The 16,308-nt window shown below is 70.5% G+C and carries 12 protein-coding genes and 1 riboswitch; of the genes, 6 read left to right on the plus strand and 6 right to left on the minus strand.

Translation table 11 applies throughout. From position 1 onward, the window contains the following. The first annotated feature begins 1 nt into the window (after position 1). The 3 genes from IEY84_RS25080 (at position 2) to thrC (ending at position 2,991) form a co-directional block, all read left to right on the plus strand. Positions 2-553 (plus strand): isochorismatase family protein, encoded by a 552-nt coding sequence (locus IEY84_RS25080; protein WP_183550145.1) that lies wholly within the window; start codon positions 2-4, stop codon positions 551-553. After that, entirely contained in the window at positions 550-1,461 is a 912-nt protein-coding gene (locus tag IEY84_RS25085) for a GlxA family transcriptional regulator (protein ID WP_183550142.1), read from the plus strand. The genes IEY84_RS25080 and IEY84_RS25085 overlap by 4 nt, the downstream gene beginning before the upstream one ends. Positions 1,462-1,548: 87 nt before the next feature. Beyond that, positions 1,549-1,687, plus strand: a riboswitch (SAM riboswitch). Between the two features lie 11 nt (positions 1,688-1,698). Further along, a complete protein-coding gene (gene thrC, locus IEY84_RS25090; RefSeq protein WP_183550139.1) occupies positions 1,699-2,991 on the plus strand; it encodes a threonine synthase in 1,293 nt (430 codons plus the stop codon). Between the two features lie 67 nt (positions 2,992-3,058). Here the strand turns inward: thrC and IEY84_RS25095 are convergent, their stop codons facing one another. After that, the gene (locus IEY84_RS25095) at positions 3,059-4,441 is read right to left on the minus strand and encodes a PQQ-binding-like beta-propeller repeat protein (RefSeq protein ID WP_183550136.1); all 1,383 of its coding nucleotides are present in this window, start codon (positions 4,439-4,441) and stop codon (positions 3,059-3,061) included. A gap of 90 nt (positions 4,442-4,531) precedes the next feature. On the opposite strand from IEY84_RS25095, the gene IEY84_RS25100 reads away from it, so the two are divergent. After that, a complete protein-coding gene (locus IEY84_RS25100) occupies positions 4,532-5,452 on the plus strand; it encodes an SGNH/GDSL hydrolase family protein (protein WP_229788993.1) in 921 nt (306 codons plus the stop codon). A gap of 13 nt (positions 5,453-5,465) precedes the next feature. Here the strand turns inward: IEY84_RS25100 and IEY84_RS25105 are convergent, their stop codons facing one another. From IEY84_RS25105 to IEY84_RS25125, 5 genes are all read right to left on the minus strand, one after another. Next, the gene (locus IEY84_RS25105; protein WP_183550133.1) at positions 5,466-7,082 is read right to left on the minus strand and encodes an AMP-binding protein; all 1,617 of its coding nucleotides are present in this window, start codon (positions 7,080-7,082) and stop codon (positions 5,466-5,468) included. A gap of 87 nt (positions 7,083-7,169) precedes the next feature. Beyond that, on the minus strand, positions 7,170-8,738 hold the full coding sequence (locus IEY84_RS25110; protein ID WP_183550129.1) for an AMP-binding protein: 1,569 nt from the start codon (positions 8,736-8,738) through the stop codon (positions 7,170-7,172). A 17-nt stretch (positions 8,739-8,755) separates the two neighbouring features. Then, the gene (locus tag IEY84_RS25115; protein ID WP_183550126.1) at positions 8,756-10,006 is read right to left on the minus strand and encodes an RNA polymerase sigma factor; all 1,251 of its coding nucleotides are present in this window, start codon (positions 10,004-10,006) and stop codon (positions 8,756-8,758) included. Positions 10,007-10,020: 14 nt separating this feature from the next. Next, positions 10,021-10,353, minus strand: a complete 333-nt coding sequence (locus IEY84_RS25120; protein ID WP_183550123.1) for a YciI family protein — start codon at positions 10,351-10,353, stop codon at positions 10,021-10,023. Beyond that, on the minus strand, positions 10,350-10,712 hold the full coding sequence (locus IEY84_RS25125; protein ID WP_229788995.1) for a YciI family protein: 363 nt from the start codon (positions 10,710-10,712) through the stop codon (positions 10,350-10,352). Before IEY84_RS25125 ends, IEY84_RS25120 begins: the two co-directional genes overlap by 4 nt. A gap of 211 nt (positions 10,713-10,923) precedes the next feature. Between IEY84_RS25125 and IEY84_RS25130 the strand changes: the two genes are divergently transcribed. Then, entirely contained in the window at positions 10,924-14,787 is a 3,864-nt protein-coding gene (locus IEY84_RS25130; protein ID WP_183550119.1) for a Pls/PosA family non-ribosomal peptide synthetase, read from the plus strand. A gap of 15 nt (positions 14,788-14,802) precedes the next feature. Next, positions 14,803-16,137 carry a M1 family metallopeptidase gene (locus tag IEY84_RS25135; RefSeq protein ID WP_183550116.1) on the plus strand — a complete coding sequence of 445 codons (1,335 nt, stop codon included), beginning with the start codon at positions 14,803-14,805 and terminating at the stop codon, positions 16,135-16,137. Positions 16,138-16,308 lie beyond the last annotated feature (171 nt).

A 16,308-nucleotide genomic window follows, 5' to 3' on the forward strand; every position in this document is an offset into this window, starting at 1 on the left:
CATGAGTAATCGCGCCCTTCTCGTCATCGACATCCAGGAGTCCTTCCGGCAGTGGGAGTCCTGGCAGCAGACCCTCCACCCCGACATCGCCGAGCGCGCCGACCGGCTGGTGAGCCTCGCCCGCGCCGCGGGCGACCTGGTGGTCTGGGTGCTCCACACCGAGCCCGGCAGCGGCGGCGTCTTCGACCCGGAGTCGGGTCACGTGCGCTATCTCGACGGTCTCAGCGGCCCGGAGCCGGGTGATGTCGAGGTGCGCAAGACCGCCCACAACGCCTTCACCACGACCAACCTGCAGCAGGTGCTGACCGAGCGAGGGGTCACCGAGCTCGTGGTGTGCGGGATCCGCGCCGAGCAGTGCGTCGAGACCACCGCTCGGGTCGGCTCCGACCTCGGTTACCGGGTCACCTACGTCGCCGACGCGGTCACCACCGAGCCGCTGGGCGGGCTGTCGGCCGATGAGGTCGTGGAGCGTACGAAGCTCGTGCTCAGCGGCCGGTTCGCCGAGATCGCGACGATCGCCGAGATGGAGGCTGTGGCAGCATCTGCAACATGAGCGCCGTCGTGTTCGTGCTGCTGCCCGGCGTACATCTGCTCGACCTCGCCGGGCCGGCACAGGCGTTCCACACGGCGCGCAGCCTGGGGCACCCCTACGACCTCGTGTACGTCGCGGGCGCCGAGCCGGGAGAAGTGCTCTCCGCGCAGGGTCTGCCGCTGGCCGTCACCGGGGAATGGCCCGATCTCGACCCCGATGACCTGCTCGTCGTGCCGGGCTGGCGAGCGGCGTACGACCTCGTCGCCGGCCCCCGGCTCAGCCGCGAGACCGCCGAGCGGCTGCGTGCCCATCACTCCGCCGGGGGCGAGGTGGCCAGCGTCTGCGCCGGCGCCGACGCCCTCGGGCAGGCGGGCCTCCTCGACGGACGTCTCTGCACCACCCATCACGATCTCCAGGACGCGCTGTCCCGGCGCTACCCGAAAGCCCGGGTGGTGCGGGACGTGCTCTTCACCAGTGATGACCGGATCGTGACGTCGGCGGGCATCGCCAGCGGCATCGACCTGAGCCTGCATCTCCTCGCGGTGCGCCACGGACCGGCGCTGGCGGCTCGAGTCGCCCGCGACATGGTCGTCTACGCGCGGCGCAACGGCGACCAGCCGCAGGAGAGCGTCCTGCTGCGCCACCGGAACCATCTCGACGACACCGTGCACCACGTGCAGGACGTCATCGATGCCCGGTTCGCCGAGCCGCTTCCGCTCTCCGCGCTGGCGGACGGCGCGGGGGTGAGTGAACGCACCCTGACCCGCGCCTTCGTAGCTGCGACCGGCCTCACCCCGCTCCGCTACCAACAGGCTCTCCGCCGCGAACGGGCCGATCATTTGCTGACCGCGGGCACCACCATGGAGGCGGCCGCCCGTGCGGTCGGCTTCGACGACGCCCGGATGCTGCGCCGCCTCCGCGCTCGATGAACCCCGATTGTCCATATGGTGGACGACTGGTCCGCGGAATGGAACCCGGGTGTGTTTGGCAGCGGATACCTGCCGTACGATCGCTACTGCTCATCGAGAGGGACTGAGGGAACGGCCCAGTGAAGTCCCGGCAACCGACCGCGAGCCTCCTCCCAAGCCTGGGCGGGTAGCGGAGCAGGTGCTAATTCCGGCCCGGCGCGAGAGACGTGATCGGGGAAGATGAGGAGGAGGTTTCTCATGAGCGCTGTGACATCGGAGCCCAACGGCACGACCACGGAGAAGAAGGGTCTGCGCGAGGGTGCGTTCGGGAACGCCTCGGCACTGTCCTGCCGCGAGTGCGGCCACCAGATCGAGCTCGGACCGCACTACGCGTGTCCGGAGTGTTTCGGGCCACTGGAGGTGGCCTATGACTTCCCGGCCGTGACCCGCGAGGAGATCGAGGCCGGACCCCGCAACATCTGGCGCTACAAGGCGCTGCTGCCGGTGCCCGACGACATCGAGCAGAGCCCCAACACCGAGCCCGGCTTCACCCGGCTCTTGGAGGCGAAGAACCTCGCCAGGGAGCTCGGCATCGAGAAGATCTGGGTGAAGGACGACTCGACCAACCCGACCAACTCGTTCAAGGACCGCGTCGTCGCGTGCGCACTGAGTGCCGCCCGTGAGTTCGACGCCAAGGTCTTCGCCTGCCCGAGCACCGGCAACCTGGCCAACGCGGTCTCGGCCGCCGGCGCCCGTGCCGGGATCCCCACCGTCGTCTTCATCCCCAGCAACCTCGAGCAGCCCAAGCAGGTCAACTCCGCGGTCTTCACCGACAACCTGATCGCCGTCGACGGCAACTACGACGACGTCAACAAGCTCGCTCAGGAGATCGCCTCGGAGGAGGACGGCTGGGCGTTCGTGAACGTCAACGTACGTCCCTTCTACGCCGAGGGCTCCAAGACGCTCGGCTTCGAGATCGCCGAGCAGCTCGGCTGGCGCCTGCCCGACCAGATCGTCATCCCGGTGGCCTCCGGCTCCCAGCTGACCAAGGTCGACAAGGCCTTCAAGGAGCTGATCAAGCTCGGTCTGGTCGAGGAGAAGCCCTACCGGATCTTCGGTGCCCAGGCGACCGGCTGCAACCCGGTCGCGACTGCGTTCAAGGCCGGCGTCGACGCCATCCGCCCGGTCAAGCCGGACACGATCGCCAAGTCGCTGGCCATCGGCAACCCGGCCGACGGCATCTACGTCCTCGACGCCACCCGCTCCTCCGGTGGCGCGGTCGAGGAGGTCACTGACGACGAGATCCGCTCCGCGATCGTGCTCCTGGCCCGCACCGAGGGCATCTTCACCGAGACCGCCGGCGGCACCACTCTCGCGGTCACCAAGAAGCTCGTCGAGACCGGCGCGCTCGACCCGAGCCTGGAGACGGTGATCATCAACACCGGCCACGGCCTCAAGACCCTCGACGCGATCAGCGGCATCGTCGGCCCCCGCGCCACCATCGCCCCCAACTACGACGCCTTCGAGGAAGCCGGGCTCTCCCAGGCCTGACGCCTACGACAGAGGGTCCGGCCTTGTGAATCATTCACGAGGCCGGACCCTCTGTCATAGCGGTGCTTCACCCGGGCACTCGGCGGCACTCGCCGACGACGCATGCCAAGCCGTCGCGCACCGACAGCGTCGGTTCGGCGTCCGGCTCCAGATCGACCATGTAGCTGGTCACCGTGCGACCGCGCACCACATCGAGCCGATGCACCCGAGTGCCGACGGCGTCGTGATCCGCGACGAGCTGGAGATAGATGCCGGTGTCGTAGGCGTAGGCGAGGAGCTCGTCGTACGCATCCTCGATCCCGACCACGCGTGAGGAACCCGTGAACCACGCGGCCTGGTCGCCCGAGGCGGAGACCACCGGGAACACCGGGAAGCCGGTGACGTTGCGGTCGATGGTGACGTCGGTCTTCGGCGGGAATCTCCAGCCGTCCGGCATGGCGCCGAGGAAGCCGGGGTAGCGCGACTCGAAGAGCCGGTCCGGTTCCTGAGGGTCGTCGGAGTTGTCGTGGGGGTGCATCACGACCGCTCGGGACGGTCCGTCGGCGACCAGCGAGGTGGCCCGTGCGCCGTCGGCGTCGGCGTCGGCGTCGGCGGTGTAGAGGAAGTCGCCGGCAAGCGCGAACGGATCCGCCTGGAAGGCGATCGACTCGGTGCGTACGACCTTGCCGGTGGCGACCTCGACGATCGCCAGGCGTCGGTAGGTCGTCTGGTCGCGGATCCCGACATAGCGGTCCTGCTCGATGAGCCCGGGTGTCCCTGAAGTGAAGTTGAAGTCCCACCAAGAATCGGTTCCGGTGACGATCAGCCCGCCGTTGGCCAACGACGGCCCACCCGGCCGTCGCCAACGATCCTCACCGGTGGCGATCTCCAGTGCGGCGGTGTGGCCGTTGCTGTCGTAGACGAGCAGGTCGTCATAGCGTCGGAACGCGTCGAGGTGAGAGATCCGCCGCGACCATCGTTCCGCCCCGGTCACCGGGTCGAAGGCGCGTACGATCTCGCCGCGACCGTCGATCACGACCTCCTCGGTGGCCAGCACCGGCGGATCGAAGAAGCTGCCGTCCCCGCCGAGGGTGCGAGCATCGCTGTCTGTGGTCCTGATGAGCCCGTCCCAGCTCCAGGTGAGCGCACCACCACCGTAGAACCCGACCGCCGAACCACCGCGGGCGGCGATGTCACCGGGAACCGGGTCGGGGCGCTCCTGGACGAGGGCTGCGGCGAAGATCCCGCCGCTGAGGAGCGGTGTCAGCAGGTAGAGCCAGCCGCGGATCGGCGCGCGCTGCTGCTCGTCGAGCGTCGCGACGTACGCCTCGACGGCGGCGAAGCCGATCAGCACGCTACCGAACACGCCCCAGCGGATCCCGTGGTCGCCGACCACCGTCCACAGGACCAGAGCGGCTCCGACGGCCAGCATGACGGCAGCGACGATCACCTGAACCCGAGTCACGACCACCGGACCACTATGCAACGCTCACCGCCCCTCCGGGCGTAGGGCGCACACGTGAAGATTCGTGTTCACGTCCGTGCGCTACAGATAGGAAACGTGAGCACCGCGAAGACGAGTGAAGAGGCCAGGTGGCTCGGGATGGTCGCCGCCACCGCCGGGGTCGCAGGGGCGGTCGGTGTGGTCGGGGCGGCGGCGGGGGCCGGGTTCGTGACGCTGCTGAAGAGACAGGCCGCGCACGCGCGCGACGTGATCGGCAAGCCCCTCGGCGAGGAGGCCATCGATGCCGACAAGGTCTACAAGAAGAGCTACGGCGGTACGCCGGTGGAACTGCTCGTCCTCGGCGACTCGATCGCCGCCGGGCTGGGCGCGGAGACCAAGGGCGGCACCCTCGGCGCCCGGCTGGCCAAGGGCATCGCGAAGGCGCTGCTGAGGCCGGTGCGGCTGCGTACGGCTGCGGTGGTCGGGGCCGAGACCTCGATGGTCCCGGCGCAGGTCGAGTCGCTGCCGAAGGGCTACCGACCCGACGTCGCGGTCGTCATCGTGGGCGGCAACGACGTCACCCACCGAGTGCCGCAGAAGGACTCCACGCGCGTCCTCGGCGAGGTCATCGACGCGCTGTGGGAGCGTGGCGCTCAGGTGGTCGTCGGGACCTGCCCCGACGTGGGCGCCGTCCGCCCGTTGCCGCAGCCGCTGCGCTCGCTCGGGCGCCGGATCGCGAAGCAGCTGGCCGAGGGACAGCGGGAGACCGCGTTGGCTCGCGGCGCCCACGTCGTATCTCTCTCCGAGGTCGTCGGTCCGTTCTTCATCACCAACCCTGACGAGATGTTCGCCATCGACCACTTCCACCCCAGCGCGATGGGCTACAAGCGCACCGCCAAGGCGATGCTGCCCTCTGTCCTCGCTGCCCTCGGTCAGGTCCAGCAGGTCCCGTTCGGGCACCACCTGCCCGAGCTCCCGCCAGAGGCGACCGAGCCTCCGGATCCTGACCCGAACACCGGTCGAGTCGGCTCGTCATAACGCGCCGACTCGGCTACTTTTCGGTGGCCGCGTCGTCCGGGGTCTTTCCGTCATTGCTGAGCCCGCCGGTGCTGAGCAGGTCGGCGGTGAGGCCGGTGGCGGCGCGATAGTCCACGGTCCCCGCAGGCGTACGCGGCACCGACTCGACCAGCAGGACGAGCTTGGGCTCGTACGACTCGCCGAGCATGTCGCGGGCGTGCTTGCGCAGGTCGGCGGCGGTGGTCTCGACCGAAGGAGCCAGCTGCACCAGGGCTGCGACCTGCTGGCCCCAGCGCGGGTGCGGCATGCCGAAGACGGCCGCGTCGACGACGTCGTCGTGGGCGAGGAGCACGCCTTCGATGGTCTCGGGGTGGATCTGGAGGTCGCCGGTCCGTACGAGCGTCGCGGCTCGGCCGAGCAAGGAGATCGAGCCGTCCTCCTCGCGGCGGGCGAGGTCGCCCGGGAAGGTCCAGCGCCGGTTGTCGATCACCTTGATCGCGGTGGCCGAGCGGGCGTTGTCGTTGTAGTAGCCGAGGGCCGCCGGACCCGAGCGGGCCAGCAGGCCCTCGACCCCGGGGGCTGCCGGGGTGAGGTCCGGGTTGAAGACCTGCACCTCCGGACCGACCATGAACCGAGCCTCGCCGGGCGCGAGAGGCGACCCGTCGTCGGCCCGGGACCCGGTGACGCCGGTCTCCAGGGTGCCGTAGGAGTCGACGATGACCCGGCGGGCGAATGCGTTGCGCAGGACGGAGAGCACCCCGTCGGAGAGAGGCGCGGCGGTGTTGGAGACCCCTGCGAGCGAGCGCAGCGGCCAGCGCTTCTTTCCGGTCAGGCGCGCGGCGGCGACGGGTCGCGCCTGGGCGTCGCCGAGGAGCGTGATCGCGGTTGCGCCGGTCTTCTCGGCGAGATCGAGGAAAGCCTCTGCCGAGAACGTCGGAGAGGTGTCGAGCACCGCGGTGCCGCCGGCGACGAGGGCCCGCAGGAGCAGCAGCTGGCTCTGCCCGTGCAGCAGCGGCCCGCCGGCGAGCAGGACCACGCCCGAGGCCCGGGCGGCCGCCTCGGCGGCGAGCCCTGCGACCGACGGGATCGGCGCGTTGTGGCGGACCGTGTTCAGTGCAGCCCAGATCAGGTCCTCCTGGCGCCAGACCGCACCCTTCGGTGTGCCCGTGGTGCCGGTGGTGAAGATGATGTGCCAGTCGCCCGGGGTGCGTCCGACCGTCGGCCGTTCCTTGGACGCAGCGGCGACCTTGGCGTCGTAGTCGGGCCCGAGGACGACCCGGTGCTCCAGCTTCAGGTCGAGCTCGTCGAGGTCGGCGGTGAACTCGGGCGAGACGATGGCCGCGACGCAGTCGGTGGCGGCGTACGTCCGGGCGAGCTCGTCGCGCCGGTAGGCGTGGTTGATGTTGACCGGGATCGTGCGGGCCTTGAGGCACCCGTAGAGGGCGTCGACCCATTCGATCCGGTTGGTCGCGTGGACGGCGACCTGGGCGCCCGGCTCCAGGCCGATGCTCAGCAGGTGGTTGGCCAGGCGCGAGGCACGCTCGTCGATCTCGGCGTACGTGTAGGCGCGCTCGGTGGTGATGACTGCTGGGCGGTCGGGGATGGCATCGGCCATCGCTTCCAGGATGTCGGGCAGTGTGAGGGGGATCACGGCGGACACAGGGACGTATGCGCCTTCCTTGGTAGGGCCAGGGGTAGGGCCGTACGGCACCGAACCGTACGTCGGATCAGCCGGTCGTCACGTACGCGCCTCGAGCAGCTCGGCAGCGACCGTAGCGCTGGCACGATAGTCCACCTTGCTCACCGGCGTGCGAGGGACTCGCTCCACGAGCAGGATGTCCTTGGGCACCTTGTAGGCGGAGATCAGGCTGCGACAGTGCTCGCGAAGTGCATCTGTCGAGGTCGTAGCCCCTTCCCGGAGCTGTACGAGGGCGGTGACCTGCTGGCCCCAGCGCTCGTGCGGGGTGCCGACGACCGCGGTGTCGAAGACGTCGGCGTGACGCAGCAGGACCGCCTCGACCTCCTCGGGGAAGACCTTCTCGCCGCCGGTGTTGATGCAGCCGGAGCCGCGTCCCAGGACGGTGATCGAGCCGTCCTCCTCGCGCCGTGCGAAGTCGCCCGGGATCGACCAGCGCTGCCCGTCGATCTCCTTGAACGTGGCCGCGGTCTTGACCGGGTCGTTGTAGTAGCCCAACGGGATCGATCCGGTACGGGCGAGCATCCCGGTCTCGCCCGGTGCACACGGCTTCAGATCGGTGTCGAAGACCTGTACGTCGATCCCGACCTGGAACCTCGGCGCGGCCTGCTCTCCCTCGTTGCCCTCGTCGACCTGCATGCCTGCCGCCCCGGACTCGGAGGCGCCGTAGGAGTCGAGGATGTAGCGGCCCGGCAGGGCCTCCCTGAGCTGGGTGCGCACTCCCGCGGAGAGCGGTGCGGCGCCGTTCGAGACCGCGAACAGCGCGCTCAGGTCCCAGCGTTCGGGCTCGCGCAGGATCGCCTCGGCGACCGGGCGGCCCATCGCGTCACCGAGGAAGGTGAGCGAGTTGACCCCGGCGGCCTGGACGAGGTCGAGGATCGTCTCGGGTGACCAGGTCGGCTCGGTGTAGAGCGCGACCGTGCAGCCGCCGACGTGGCCGTTGCCCATGATCCACTGGCTGCCGCCGTGCATCATCGGGCCACAGGCGAGCAGCACCATCGGTGTCTCCTGTGCCGCCGCCTCCTGGCCGAGCTGCTCCACCGTGTCGAAGGGCGCGCCGAACCGGCTCGCGTTCATCGCGGCGCGGATGATGTCCTCCTGGCGCCACTCGACGCCCTTCGGCATCCCGGTGGTCCCGCCGGTGAAGATCACGTAGCGGTCGTCGGGGCTGCGCTCGACGTCCGGACGGTCCTTGGAGGCCGCGGCCACCGCGGCGTCGTACTCCTCACCCAGGACCAGCGTCGGGATCCCGAGCCCCAGCGCTGCCACCGCCTCGACGTGCTCGGGACCGATGATCGCCGCGACCGCGTCCGAGGTGCGGTAGAGGTGGTCGAGCTCGTCGTGCAGGTACTTGTGGTTGATGTTGATCGGCACGGCTCGTGCCTTCATGCACCCGTAGAAGGCGTCGACCCACTCGATCCGGTTGCGCGAGTGCACGGCGATGTGGGCTCCGGGCTTGATGCCCTGGCCGATGAGGTGGTTCGCCAGCCGGCTGGCGCGCTCGTCGATCTCGGCGAAGCTGTAGGCGTGCTCCATGGTGAACACGGCGGTGCGGTCGGGGATGGCGTCGGCCATCGCCTCGAGGACGTCGGGGAGAGTGATCGGGGTCACATGACCGAGTGTGGCAACTAGAACGTGTTCTCGTCTAGCGATTGGGGTGCAAAACCTTCCAGGACCCTCCGTCGTCGGTCGAGATCGACGCGCTCCGGTCCGTGCGTGCACAGCGCAATGGCTTCCTCGTACGCCTCGATCGCCTCATCGTGGCGACCCAGTTGCTCCAGCAGCTGTGCGCGTACGGCGGGCAGCCGGTGTCCCGGGAGGGCCACCGACTCCAGGGTCTCGAGCCCGGCCTCAGCTCCGTCGGCCTCGGCCACCGCCACGGCGCGGTTGAGGCGTACGACCGGGGTGTCGTGCAGCGTGAGCAGTTCGTCGTAGCGCTCGACGATGCGATCCCAGGCGGTCGTGCCGGAACTGGGCGCGACCGCGTGCTCGGCGGCGATCAGTGCCTGGATCAGGTAGGGCGCGGGTGCAGCATGGGTGAGCGGGGTGAGGATCGCGAGAGCCTCGGCGATCTCGTCGAGTCGCCACGCAGCGCGGTCCTGGTCGGGCAGCAGGACAAGGTCGCCGTCCGGTCCGATCCGTGCGTCCCGTCGGGAGTGCTGCAGGAGCATCAGGGCGAGCAGAGCGTCGATCTCCCGGTCCGGCTCGGGAAGGACGGACCGCAGCACCCGGACCAGCCGGATCGCCTCGCCCGCCAGGTCGGTGCGTACGACATCGGGGCCGGTGCCGGGGGCGTAGCCCGCCGTGAACGCGAGGTACGCGACTTCGGCGACGATCCCGACCCGATCGGCGAGATCTGCGGGCACCTCGAAGGAGGCGCCCGTGAGCCGCTTGCGTGCCCGGGTCAGCCGCGCCGCCATCGTCGCCTTCGACTGCAGGAAGAGGCGTCCGATGTCCTCGGTCGAGACGCCGAGAACCAGACGGAGGGTGAGCGCGGCGGCCGCCTCCCGCGACAGCGTCGGATGGGCGCAGAGCAGCACCAGCCGGAGCCGCTCGTCGGTGATCGTCTCGCCGCCGGCCCCGAACGGCACCGTGACCATCATCTGCTGCGCCTCCTGGGTCACCGCCGCATCCACAGCGAGCAACGGCATCTTGCGGGCCAGCACCTCCTCCGAGCGCATCCGGTCCACGATTCGCCGCCGCGCGGTGGTGAGGAGCCAGGCCGGCCCGTTGTCCGGCTCGCCGTCGACGGGCCAGTGCCGGGCGGCCGCCTCGAAGGCGTCGGCCAGGCCGTCCTCGGCCAGGTCGAGACGCCGGAACTGCGCGACGAGCAGGGCCAGCAACCGGCCCCACTCATCGCGCAGCAGCGTCTCCAGCATCGCCCGGGTCGGCCCTACTCCGCCGCGCGGATCTCGATCGCGGACTCGACCGTGGCGAGCAGCTTGCAGCACTCGACCAGGTCGTCGCGGTCCTCGGACTCCACGACGTAGAGCCCGGCCAGATGCTCGGCCGCCTCGGTGTAGGGACCGTCGGTGACGCCCGAGGCACGCACGGTCACGGCCGTCGACGGAAGGTCGAGCGCCGCGCCGTGCCTCAGGTCGGTGTGGCCGCGTTCGGCGAGCAGCGCGGAGAACTTCTCGTGCACGGCGAACAGCGCGTCCCTCTCCTCCTTCGTCTTGGCCTGCCACTCGGCCTCGACGTTGGGGATGAGCAGGTAGTACCTCATGCCATCTCCTCGGGCTCGACGACCTCGCGGACCTCGATCGCCGTCTCGCGATCGGCGAGCACCTTGCAGCACTCGAGCATGTCCTCGAGGTCGTCGGTCTCGATCATGTAGAAGCCGGTGACGTGCTCGACGGTCTCTGCGTACGGGCCGTCGGTGATGACGATCCCGTCGCCGGTCTTGCGCAGAGTCTTGGCCTTGCTGGAGTGGTGGAGCTCGGCGCCGCCCGTGACCTTGTGGCCGCGCTCGGCGAGCAGCTTGGCGAACTTGCCGTGCACCTCGTAGCCGGCTGCCTTCTCCTCCGGTGTCGACTCGGCCCAGAAGGCCTCGTTCGCCGGCAGCAGCACCATGTATCTGGTCATCGTGATCCCTTTCGTCCGCGCGGTTTGAGTCTGTCACCGGGGATGACGGGTGGGACGAGAACAAATCGACAGCGAGAAAGAAGGAAGATGTACGTCATCCGTTCAACTGGCCCCGGAAGGCTCCGCGTGTGAGCGAGCGTCAGCGAGAGAACCATCCAAGCTTCACGCGACCGCGTCCGTATCCTGGCGCTTGCGCTACGGAGGTGGTCGTGTGACCGACCCCGACCCCCTGCTGCGAGGCGAGCTCGCGCCAGAGCCCCGGACCCTCATCGACATCTTCCGGGCGACCGCGGCCCAGGTGCCCGACGAGCCGGCCGTCGACGCGGGCAACGGGCTGCTGACGTACGCCGAGCTCGAGGAGGCCGCCGACGGGCTGGCCGCCGAGCTCAACGCTGCCGGGATCGGGCCGGGAGACAAGGTCGGGCTGCGGATTGCGAGCGGCACCACCGACCTGTACGTCGCGATCCTCGGCATCCTCTGTGCGGGCGCCGCCTACGTGCCGGTCGACGCCGACGATCCCGAGGAACGGGCCAGACTGGTCTTCGGGGAAGCGCAGGTCGCCGCGGTCGTGACCGACGACCTGCGGGTCACGCTGATCGCTGAGCCCGGTGAGCCCGGTGAGACCGGCGAGACCGGCGAGCCGGAGGAGCCGTCGACCGACGACGACGCCTGGGTGATCTTCACCTCCGGCTCCACAGGCACGCCCAAGGGCGTCGCGGTCACCCACCGCAACGCCGCGGCGTTCGTCGACGCCGAGTCGCGCCTCTTCCTCCAGGACGCCCCGATCGGGGTCGGCGACCGGGTGATGGCCGGCCTCTCGGTGGCCTTCGACGCGAGCTGCGAGGAGATCTGGCTGGCCTGGCGCTACGGCGCCTGCCTGGTCCCGGCCCCGCGGGCGCTGGTGCGCTCCGGGGTGGACGTCGGCCCTTGGCTGGTCGCCAATCAGATCACGATCGTCTCGACGGTCCCGACGCTGGTGGCGCTGTGGCCGCCGTCGTCCCTCGACAGGGTGAGGCTGCTGATCACCGGTGGCGAGGCGATCCCACCCGAGCTCGCCGCCCGCCTCGTCACACCGGACCGGGAGGTGTGGAACACCTACGGGCCGACCGAGGCGACGGTGGTGGCCTGTGGCGCCCGCCTGAGCGCCGAGGGACCGGTGCGGATCGGCCTCCCGCTCGACGGCTGGGACCTCGCCGTCGTCGACCCCGCCACGGGCGCCCCGGTCTCCGAGGGCGAGACCGGAGAGCTGATCATCGGCGGCGTCGGCCTGGCCCGCTATCTGGACGCGGCCAAGGACGCCGAGAAGTACGCCCCGATGCCGGCCCTCGGCTGGTCACGGGCCTACCGCTCGGGCGACCTGGTCGTGAACGACCCTGCAGGGCTTCTCTTCGGCGGGCGCGCCGACGACCAGATCAAGCTGGGCGGTCGGCGCATCGAGCTCGGTGAGATCGACAGTGCTCTGCTGCAGCTGGACGGGGTCGTCGGGGCTGCGGCGGCCGTCCGCAGGAGCGCTGCGGGCAACAGCCTGCTGGTCGGCTACGTCACGGTCGAGGACGGCTTCGACCATGCCGCCTCCGTCGCCCGGCTCCGGGCCGACATGCCGGCGGCCCTGGTGCCGCGGCTGGCGGTGGTCGACAGTCTCCCGACGCGTACGAGCGGGAAGGTCGACCGTGATGCGCTGCCATGGCCGCTCGTCTCGACCGTGGGTGCCGGCGCGGAGCTCAGCGACACCGAGACCTGGCTGGCCGGGCTGTGGAACGACATCCTCGGCGCCGAGGTCGCGGACGCGAAGGCCGACTTCTTCGACCTGGGTGGCGGCAGCCTGACCGCGGCCCAGATGGTCAGCCTGATCCGGGAGCGCTTCCCCGAGGTGGCGCTCGGCGACATCTACGACCGGCCGAGCCTGGGTGCCCTGGCGGACTACGTCGACGACCTGGGCAGCTCGGCTGCGGTCTCCGAGCGCGAGGTGCCTGCGGTGCGTCTCGAGACCCAGGTCGCTCAGGTGGTCGCGACGGTCCTGCTCCGTTGCCTCGCCGCGCCGCGCTGGTTGACCTGGATCGCGCTCGGCACGACGCTCGCCCAGCCGTGGATGCCCTGGCTGCCCTCGCTCAGCTGGTGGGCCCTCGTACCGGCGGTCCTGCTCTTCCTGACTCCACCCGGACGGATGCTGGTCGCGGCCGGGGTCGCCCGGCTCGTCCTGCACGGGATCGGGCCGGGCGAGTACCCGCGCGGCGGCACGGTCCATCTGCGGGTCTGGGTGGCGACGCACGCCGTCGACGAGCTGGGTGCCCACGGGCTCGCCGGGGCGGCCTGGATGCTCTGGTACGCCAGGCTGCTCGGCGTGCGGATGGGCAAGAACGTCGACCTGCACAGCCTCCCGCCGGTCACCGGCATGCTCACTCTCGGCAAAGGCTGCTCGGTCGAGCAGGAGGTCGACCTCTCCGGTCACTGGATCGAGGGCGATGTGCTCCATCTGGGCGAGGTCGAGGTGGGGGAGCGGGCCCGGGTCGGGGCGCGGTCGACGCTGCTGCCGGGGGCGCGGGTCGGCGACGACGCCGAGGTCGGGCCCGGATCGGCCGTCTTCGGTGAGGTGCCGGCAGGCGAGTTCTGGTCGGGCTCGCCGGCGGTCCGGGCGGCTCGCGAGGCACGCGGTCCGTGGCAACCGCCCCAGGCGCGAGCCCAGGTGTGGATGCTCCTCTACGGCATCGCCGCCGCTGTGCTCGCGCTCCTCCCCGCGGCTGCCATCGTGATCGGCGTGCTGGTCGCCGTCGCCCTGGCCGGCGTGCCGACGTCCTACACCGACATCGGGCCCTTGATCGCCTGGAGCCCGGTTGCGACCGCGGCCGGCTTCTTCGCCCTGGCCGCACTGATCTGGGCGGTGGTGCGGCTCGCCGGGCGGGCGATCACCCCCGGCGTACATCCGGTACGCAGCCTCGCCGGGGTCGCGGTCTGGTCGACGATGCAGGTGCTCGACGAGGCGCGCACCTGGCTCTTCCCGCTCTACTCCTCGACGCTGACGCCGCTGTGGCTGCGGGCTCTCGGCGCCAAGATCGGCAAGCGCGTCGAGGCGTCGACGGTCCTGATGATCCCTCGGCTGACGCAGGTCAACGACCAGAGCTTCCTCGCCGACGACACCCTGATCGGCGGCTACGAGCTCGGCGGCGGCTGGCTTCGGGTCGAACGGGTGAAGATCGGCAAGCGCGCCTTCGTCGGCAACTCGGGCATGGCGGCGCCCGGCCGCAAGGTGCCGAAGGCTTCCCTGGTCGCCGTGCTCAGCGCTGCTCCTCGCCGCAAGCGGGCCCAGAAGGGGGAGAGCTGGCTCGGCTCGCCGCCGGCGCCGCTGCGGAGGGCCGCCGGTGAGGGCGACTCGGGGCGCACCTATGACCCGCCCAGACGCCTCGAGATCGCCCGAGCGCTCGTCGAGCTGGCCCGGCTCGTGCCGCAGACGCTCGCCGTGCTGCTCTACGCCGGGGTGGCCTACGTGCTCGTCCGGGTCTGGGAGGCCGCCGACCTCCTCGTCGCGGTCCTGGTCGCAGGGCCGGTGCTGGCGCTGGCCGGAGCGGTCGCGGCCGGCCTCACGGTCGTCGCCAAATGGCTGCTCGTTGGCCGGATCCGGGCCGGATCGCACCCGCTGTGGAGCTGGTTCGTGTGGGCCAACGAGCTGGCCGACACCTTCGTCGAGGTGCTCGCCGCGCCCTGGTTCACCGGCGCGGTGTCCGGCACACCGGTGCTCAACGTCTGGTTCCGCGCGCTGGGCGCGAAGATCGGCCGCGGCGTGTGGATCGAGACCCACTGGCTCCCCGAGACCGACCTGGTCGAGCTCGGTGACGGCGCCACGGTCAACGCCGGGACGGTCGTGCAGACCCATCTGTTCCACGATCGCGTCCTGGCGCTCGACGAGGTGGTCCTCAGGCGCGGCGCCACGCTGGGGCCCAACTCGGTGATCTTGCCCGCCGCCGTGATCGGCCGGCATGCGGTCGTCGGACCGGTGTCGCTGGTGATGCGCGGGGAGAGCCTGCCGGACAAGACGCTGTGGATCGGCAACCCGATCGGTCCCTGGGACCAGGTCGGCTGAGCGGATGCCTCTAACATGACCGCCGTGCCGAAGCTCCCCACAGCAGACCCCTACCTTCCGGGCCATGGGGACCTGTCGTGGAGCGCGACCCACTACGACCTCGAGCTCACCTACGACCTGGTCGGCAACCGGCTCGCGGGCACCGCGACGATCCGCGCGGTCGCCGTCGACGACCTCAGCCGCGTCGTCCTCGACCTCGCCCACCTGCGGGTGCAGAAGGTCGCGATCGACGGCCGTCCGCCGGCCAAGTGGGCCCATCACGACCACCGCCTGGTGCTGAACCTCCGCTCGCGGATCGCAGCCGGCGAGGAGTTCGTGGTCACGGTCAGATACTCCGGCAAGCCCCGACCGGTGGTGCTGTCGCATCACGGTGACGCCGGCTGGGAGGAGCTCGACGACGGTGTCATCGTCGCAGGTCAGCCGCACGGTGCGCCGACCTGGTTCCCGTGCAACGACCGTCCCTCCGACAAGGCCCGCTATGCGATCAGCGTGACCACCGCGCCGGGCTATGCGGTCGTCTCCAACGGCGAGCTGACCTCCCGCGTACGCCGCGGCAGCGGGGAGACCTGGCGCTACTGGCAGGCCGAGCCGATGGCGACCTATCTCGCCACGGTGCAGATCGGGCGCTACCGGATCGTCGACCTCGCCACGACCGAAGGCCCGGGTGGCCGGGTGCCGATCCGGGCTGCGTACCCGGTCGACGCCACCGCCGAGTTCGACGCCTCCTTCGGGCGGCAGCGGGAGATGATGGCCTACTTCACCTCGGTCTTCGGGCCCTACCCGTTCGCCTCCTACTCCGTCGTGGTCACCGACGACGAGCTCGAGATCCCGCTCGAGTCGCAGTCGCTGTCGACCTTCGGGCGCAACCACCTCACCGGCGAATGGGCAGAGGTACGCCTCGTCGCCCACGAGCTCGCCCACCAGTGGTTCGGCAACGCGGTGACCCTGCGGGAGTGGCGCGACATCTGGTTGCACGAGGGGTTCGCCTGCTACAGCGAGTGGCTGTGGTCGGACGCGTCCGGAGGGCGCGCGTGCGGCGAGCACGCCCGGCACCATCACCGCCGGCTGGCCGAGCTTCCGCAGGACCTGGTGCTCGCCGACCCCGGGCCCGAGGACATGTTCGACGACCGCGTCTACAAGCGGGGAGCGCTCACCCTGCACGCGCTGCGGCGTACGGTCGGCGACGAGGCGTTCTTCCGGCTCCTGCGCACCTGGGTGTCGCGGCACAACGGCGGCTCGGTCACCACCGCCGACTTCGAGGCGCATGCGGCCGAGGTCTGCGGCCGCGACCTCACCCCGCTCTTCGACGCCTGGCTGCGGCGGCCGGCGCTCCCCGACCTGCCTGCTTGAAGACACTCGCGCCCGCTGGTCGAGCCGGATTCGTGAGGAACGAGCGAATCCGTGTCGAGACCAACACGGTGCCGTCAGCGCGCGATGGGACTGTGTTGGTCTCGACACGCTCGGCCGCAGGCGGCCTCGCGGCTCGACCAGCGGGTGCTGACTCCGGCTACCCTCGGCGAC

Source organism: Nocardioides albus (assembly GCF_014648255.1).
Taxonomy (GTDB): Bacteria; Actinomycetota; Actinomycetes; order Propionibacteriales; family Nocardioidaceae; genus Nocardioides; species Nocardioides albus.

Coding starts and splice junctions, on each gene's coding strand:
- IEY84_RS25125 (WP_229788995.1), bottom strand. CDS start 10,712: ATGACCAGATACATGGTGCTGCTGCCGGCGAACGAGGCCTTCTGGGCC.
- IEY84_RS25115 (WP_183550126.1), bottom strand. CDS start 10,006: ATGCTGGAGACGCTGCTGCGCGATGAGTGGGGCCGGTTGCTGGCCCTG.
- IEY84_RS25120 (WP_183550123.1), bottom strand. CDS start 10,353: ATGAGGTACTACCTGCTCATCCCCAACGTCGAGGCCGAGTGGCAGGCC.
- IEY84_RS25085 (WP_183550142.1), top strand. CDS start 550: ATGAGCGCCGTCGTGTTCGTGCTGCTGCCCGGCGTACATCTGCTCGAC.
- thrC (WP_183550139.1), top strand. CDS start 1,699: ATGAGCGCTGTGACATCGGAGCCCAACGGCACGACCACGGAGAAGAAG.
- IEY84_RS25080 (WP_183550145.1), top strand. CDS start 2: ATGAGTAATCGCGCCCTTCTCGTCATCGACATCCAGGAGTCCTTCCGG.
- IEY84_RS25135 (WP_183550116.1), top strand. CDS start 14,803: ATGACCGCCGTGCCGAAGCTCCCCACAGCAGACCCCTACCTTCCGGGC.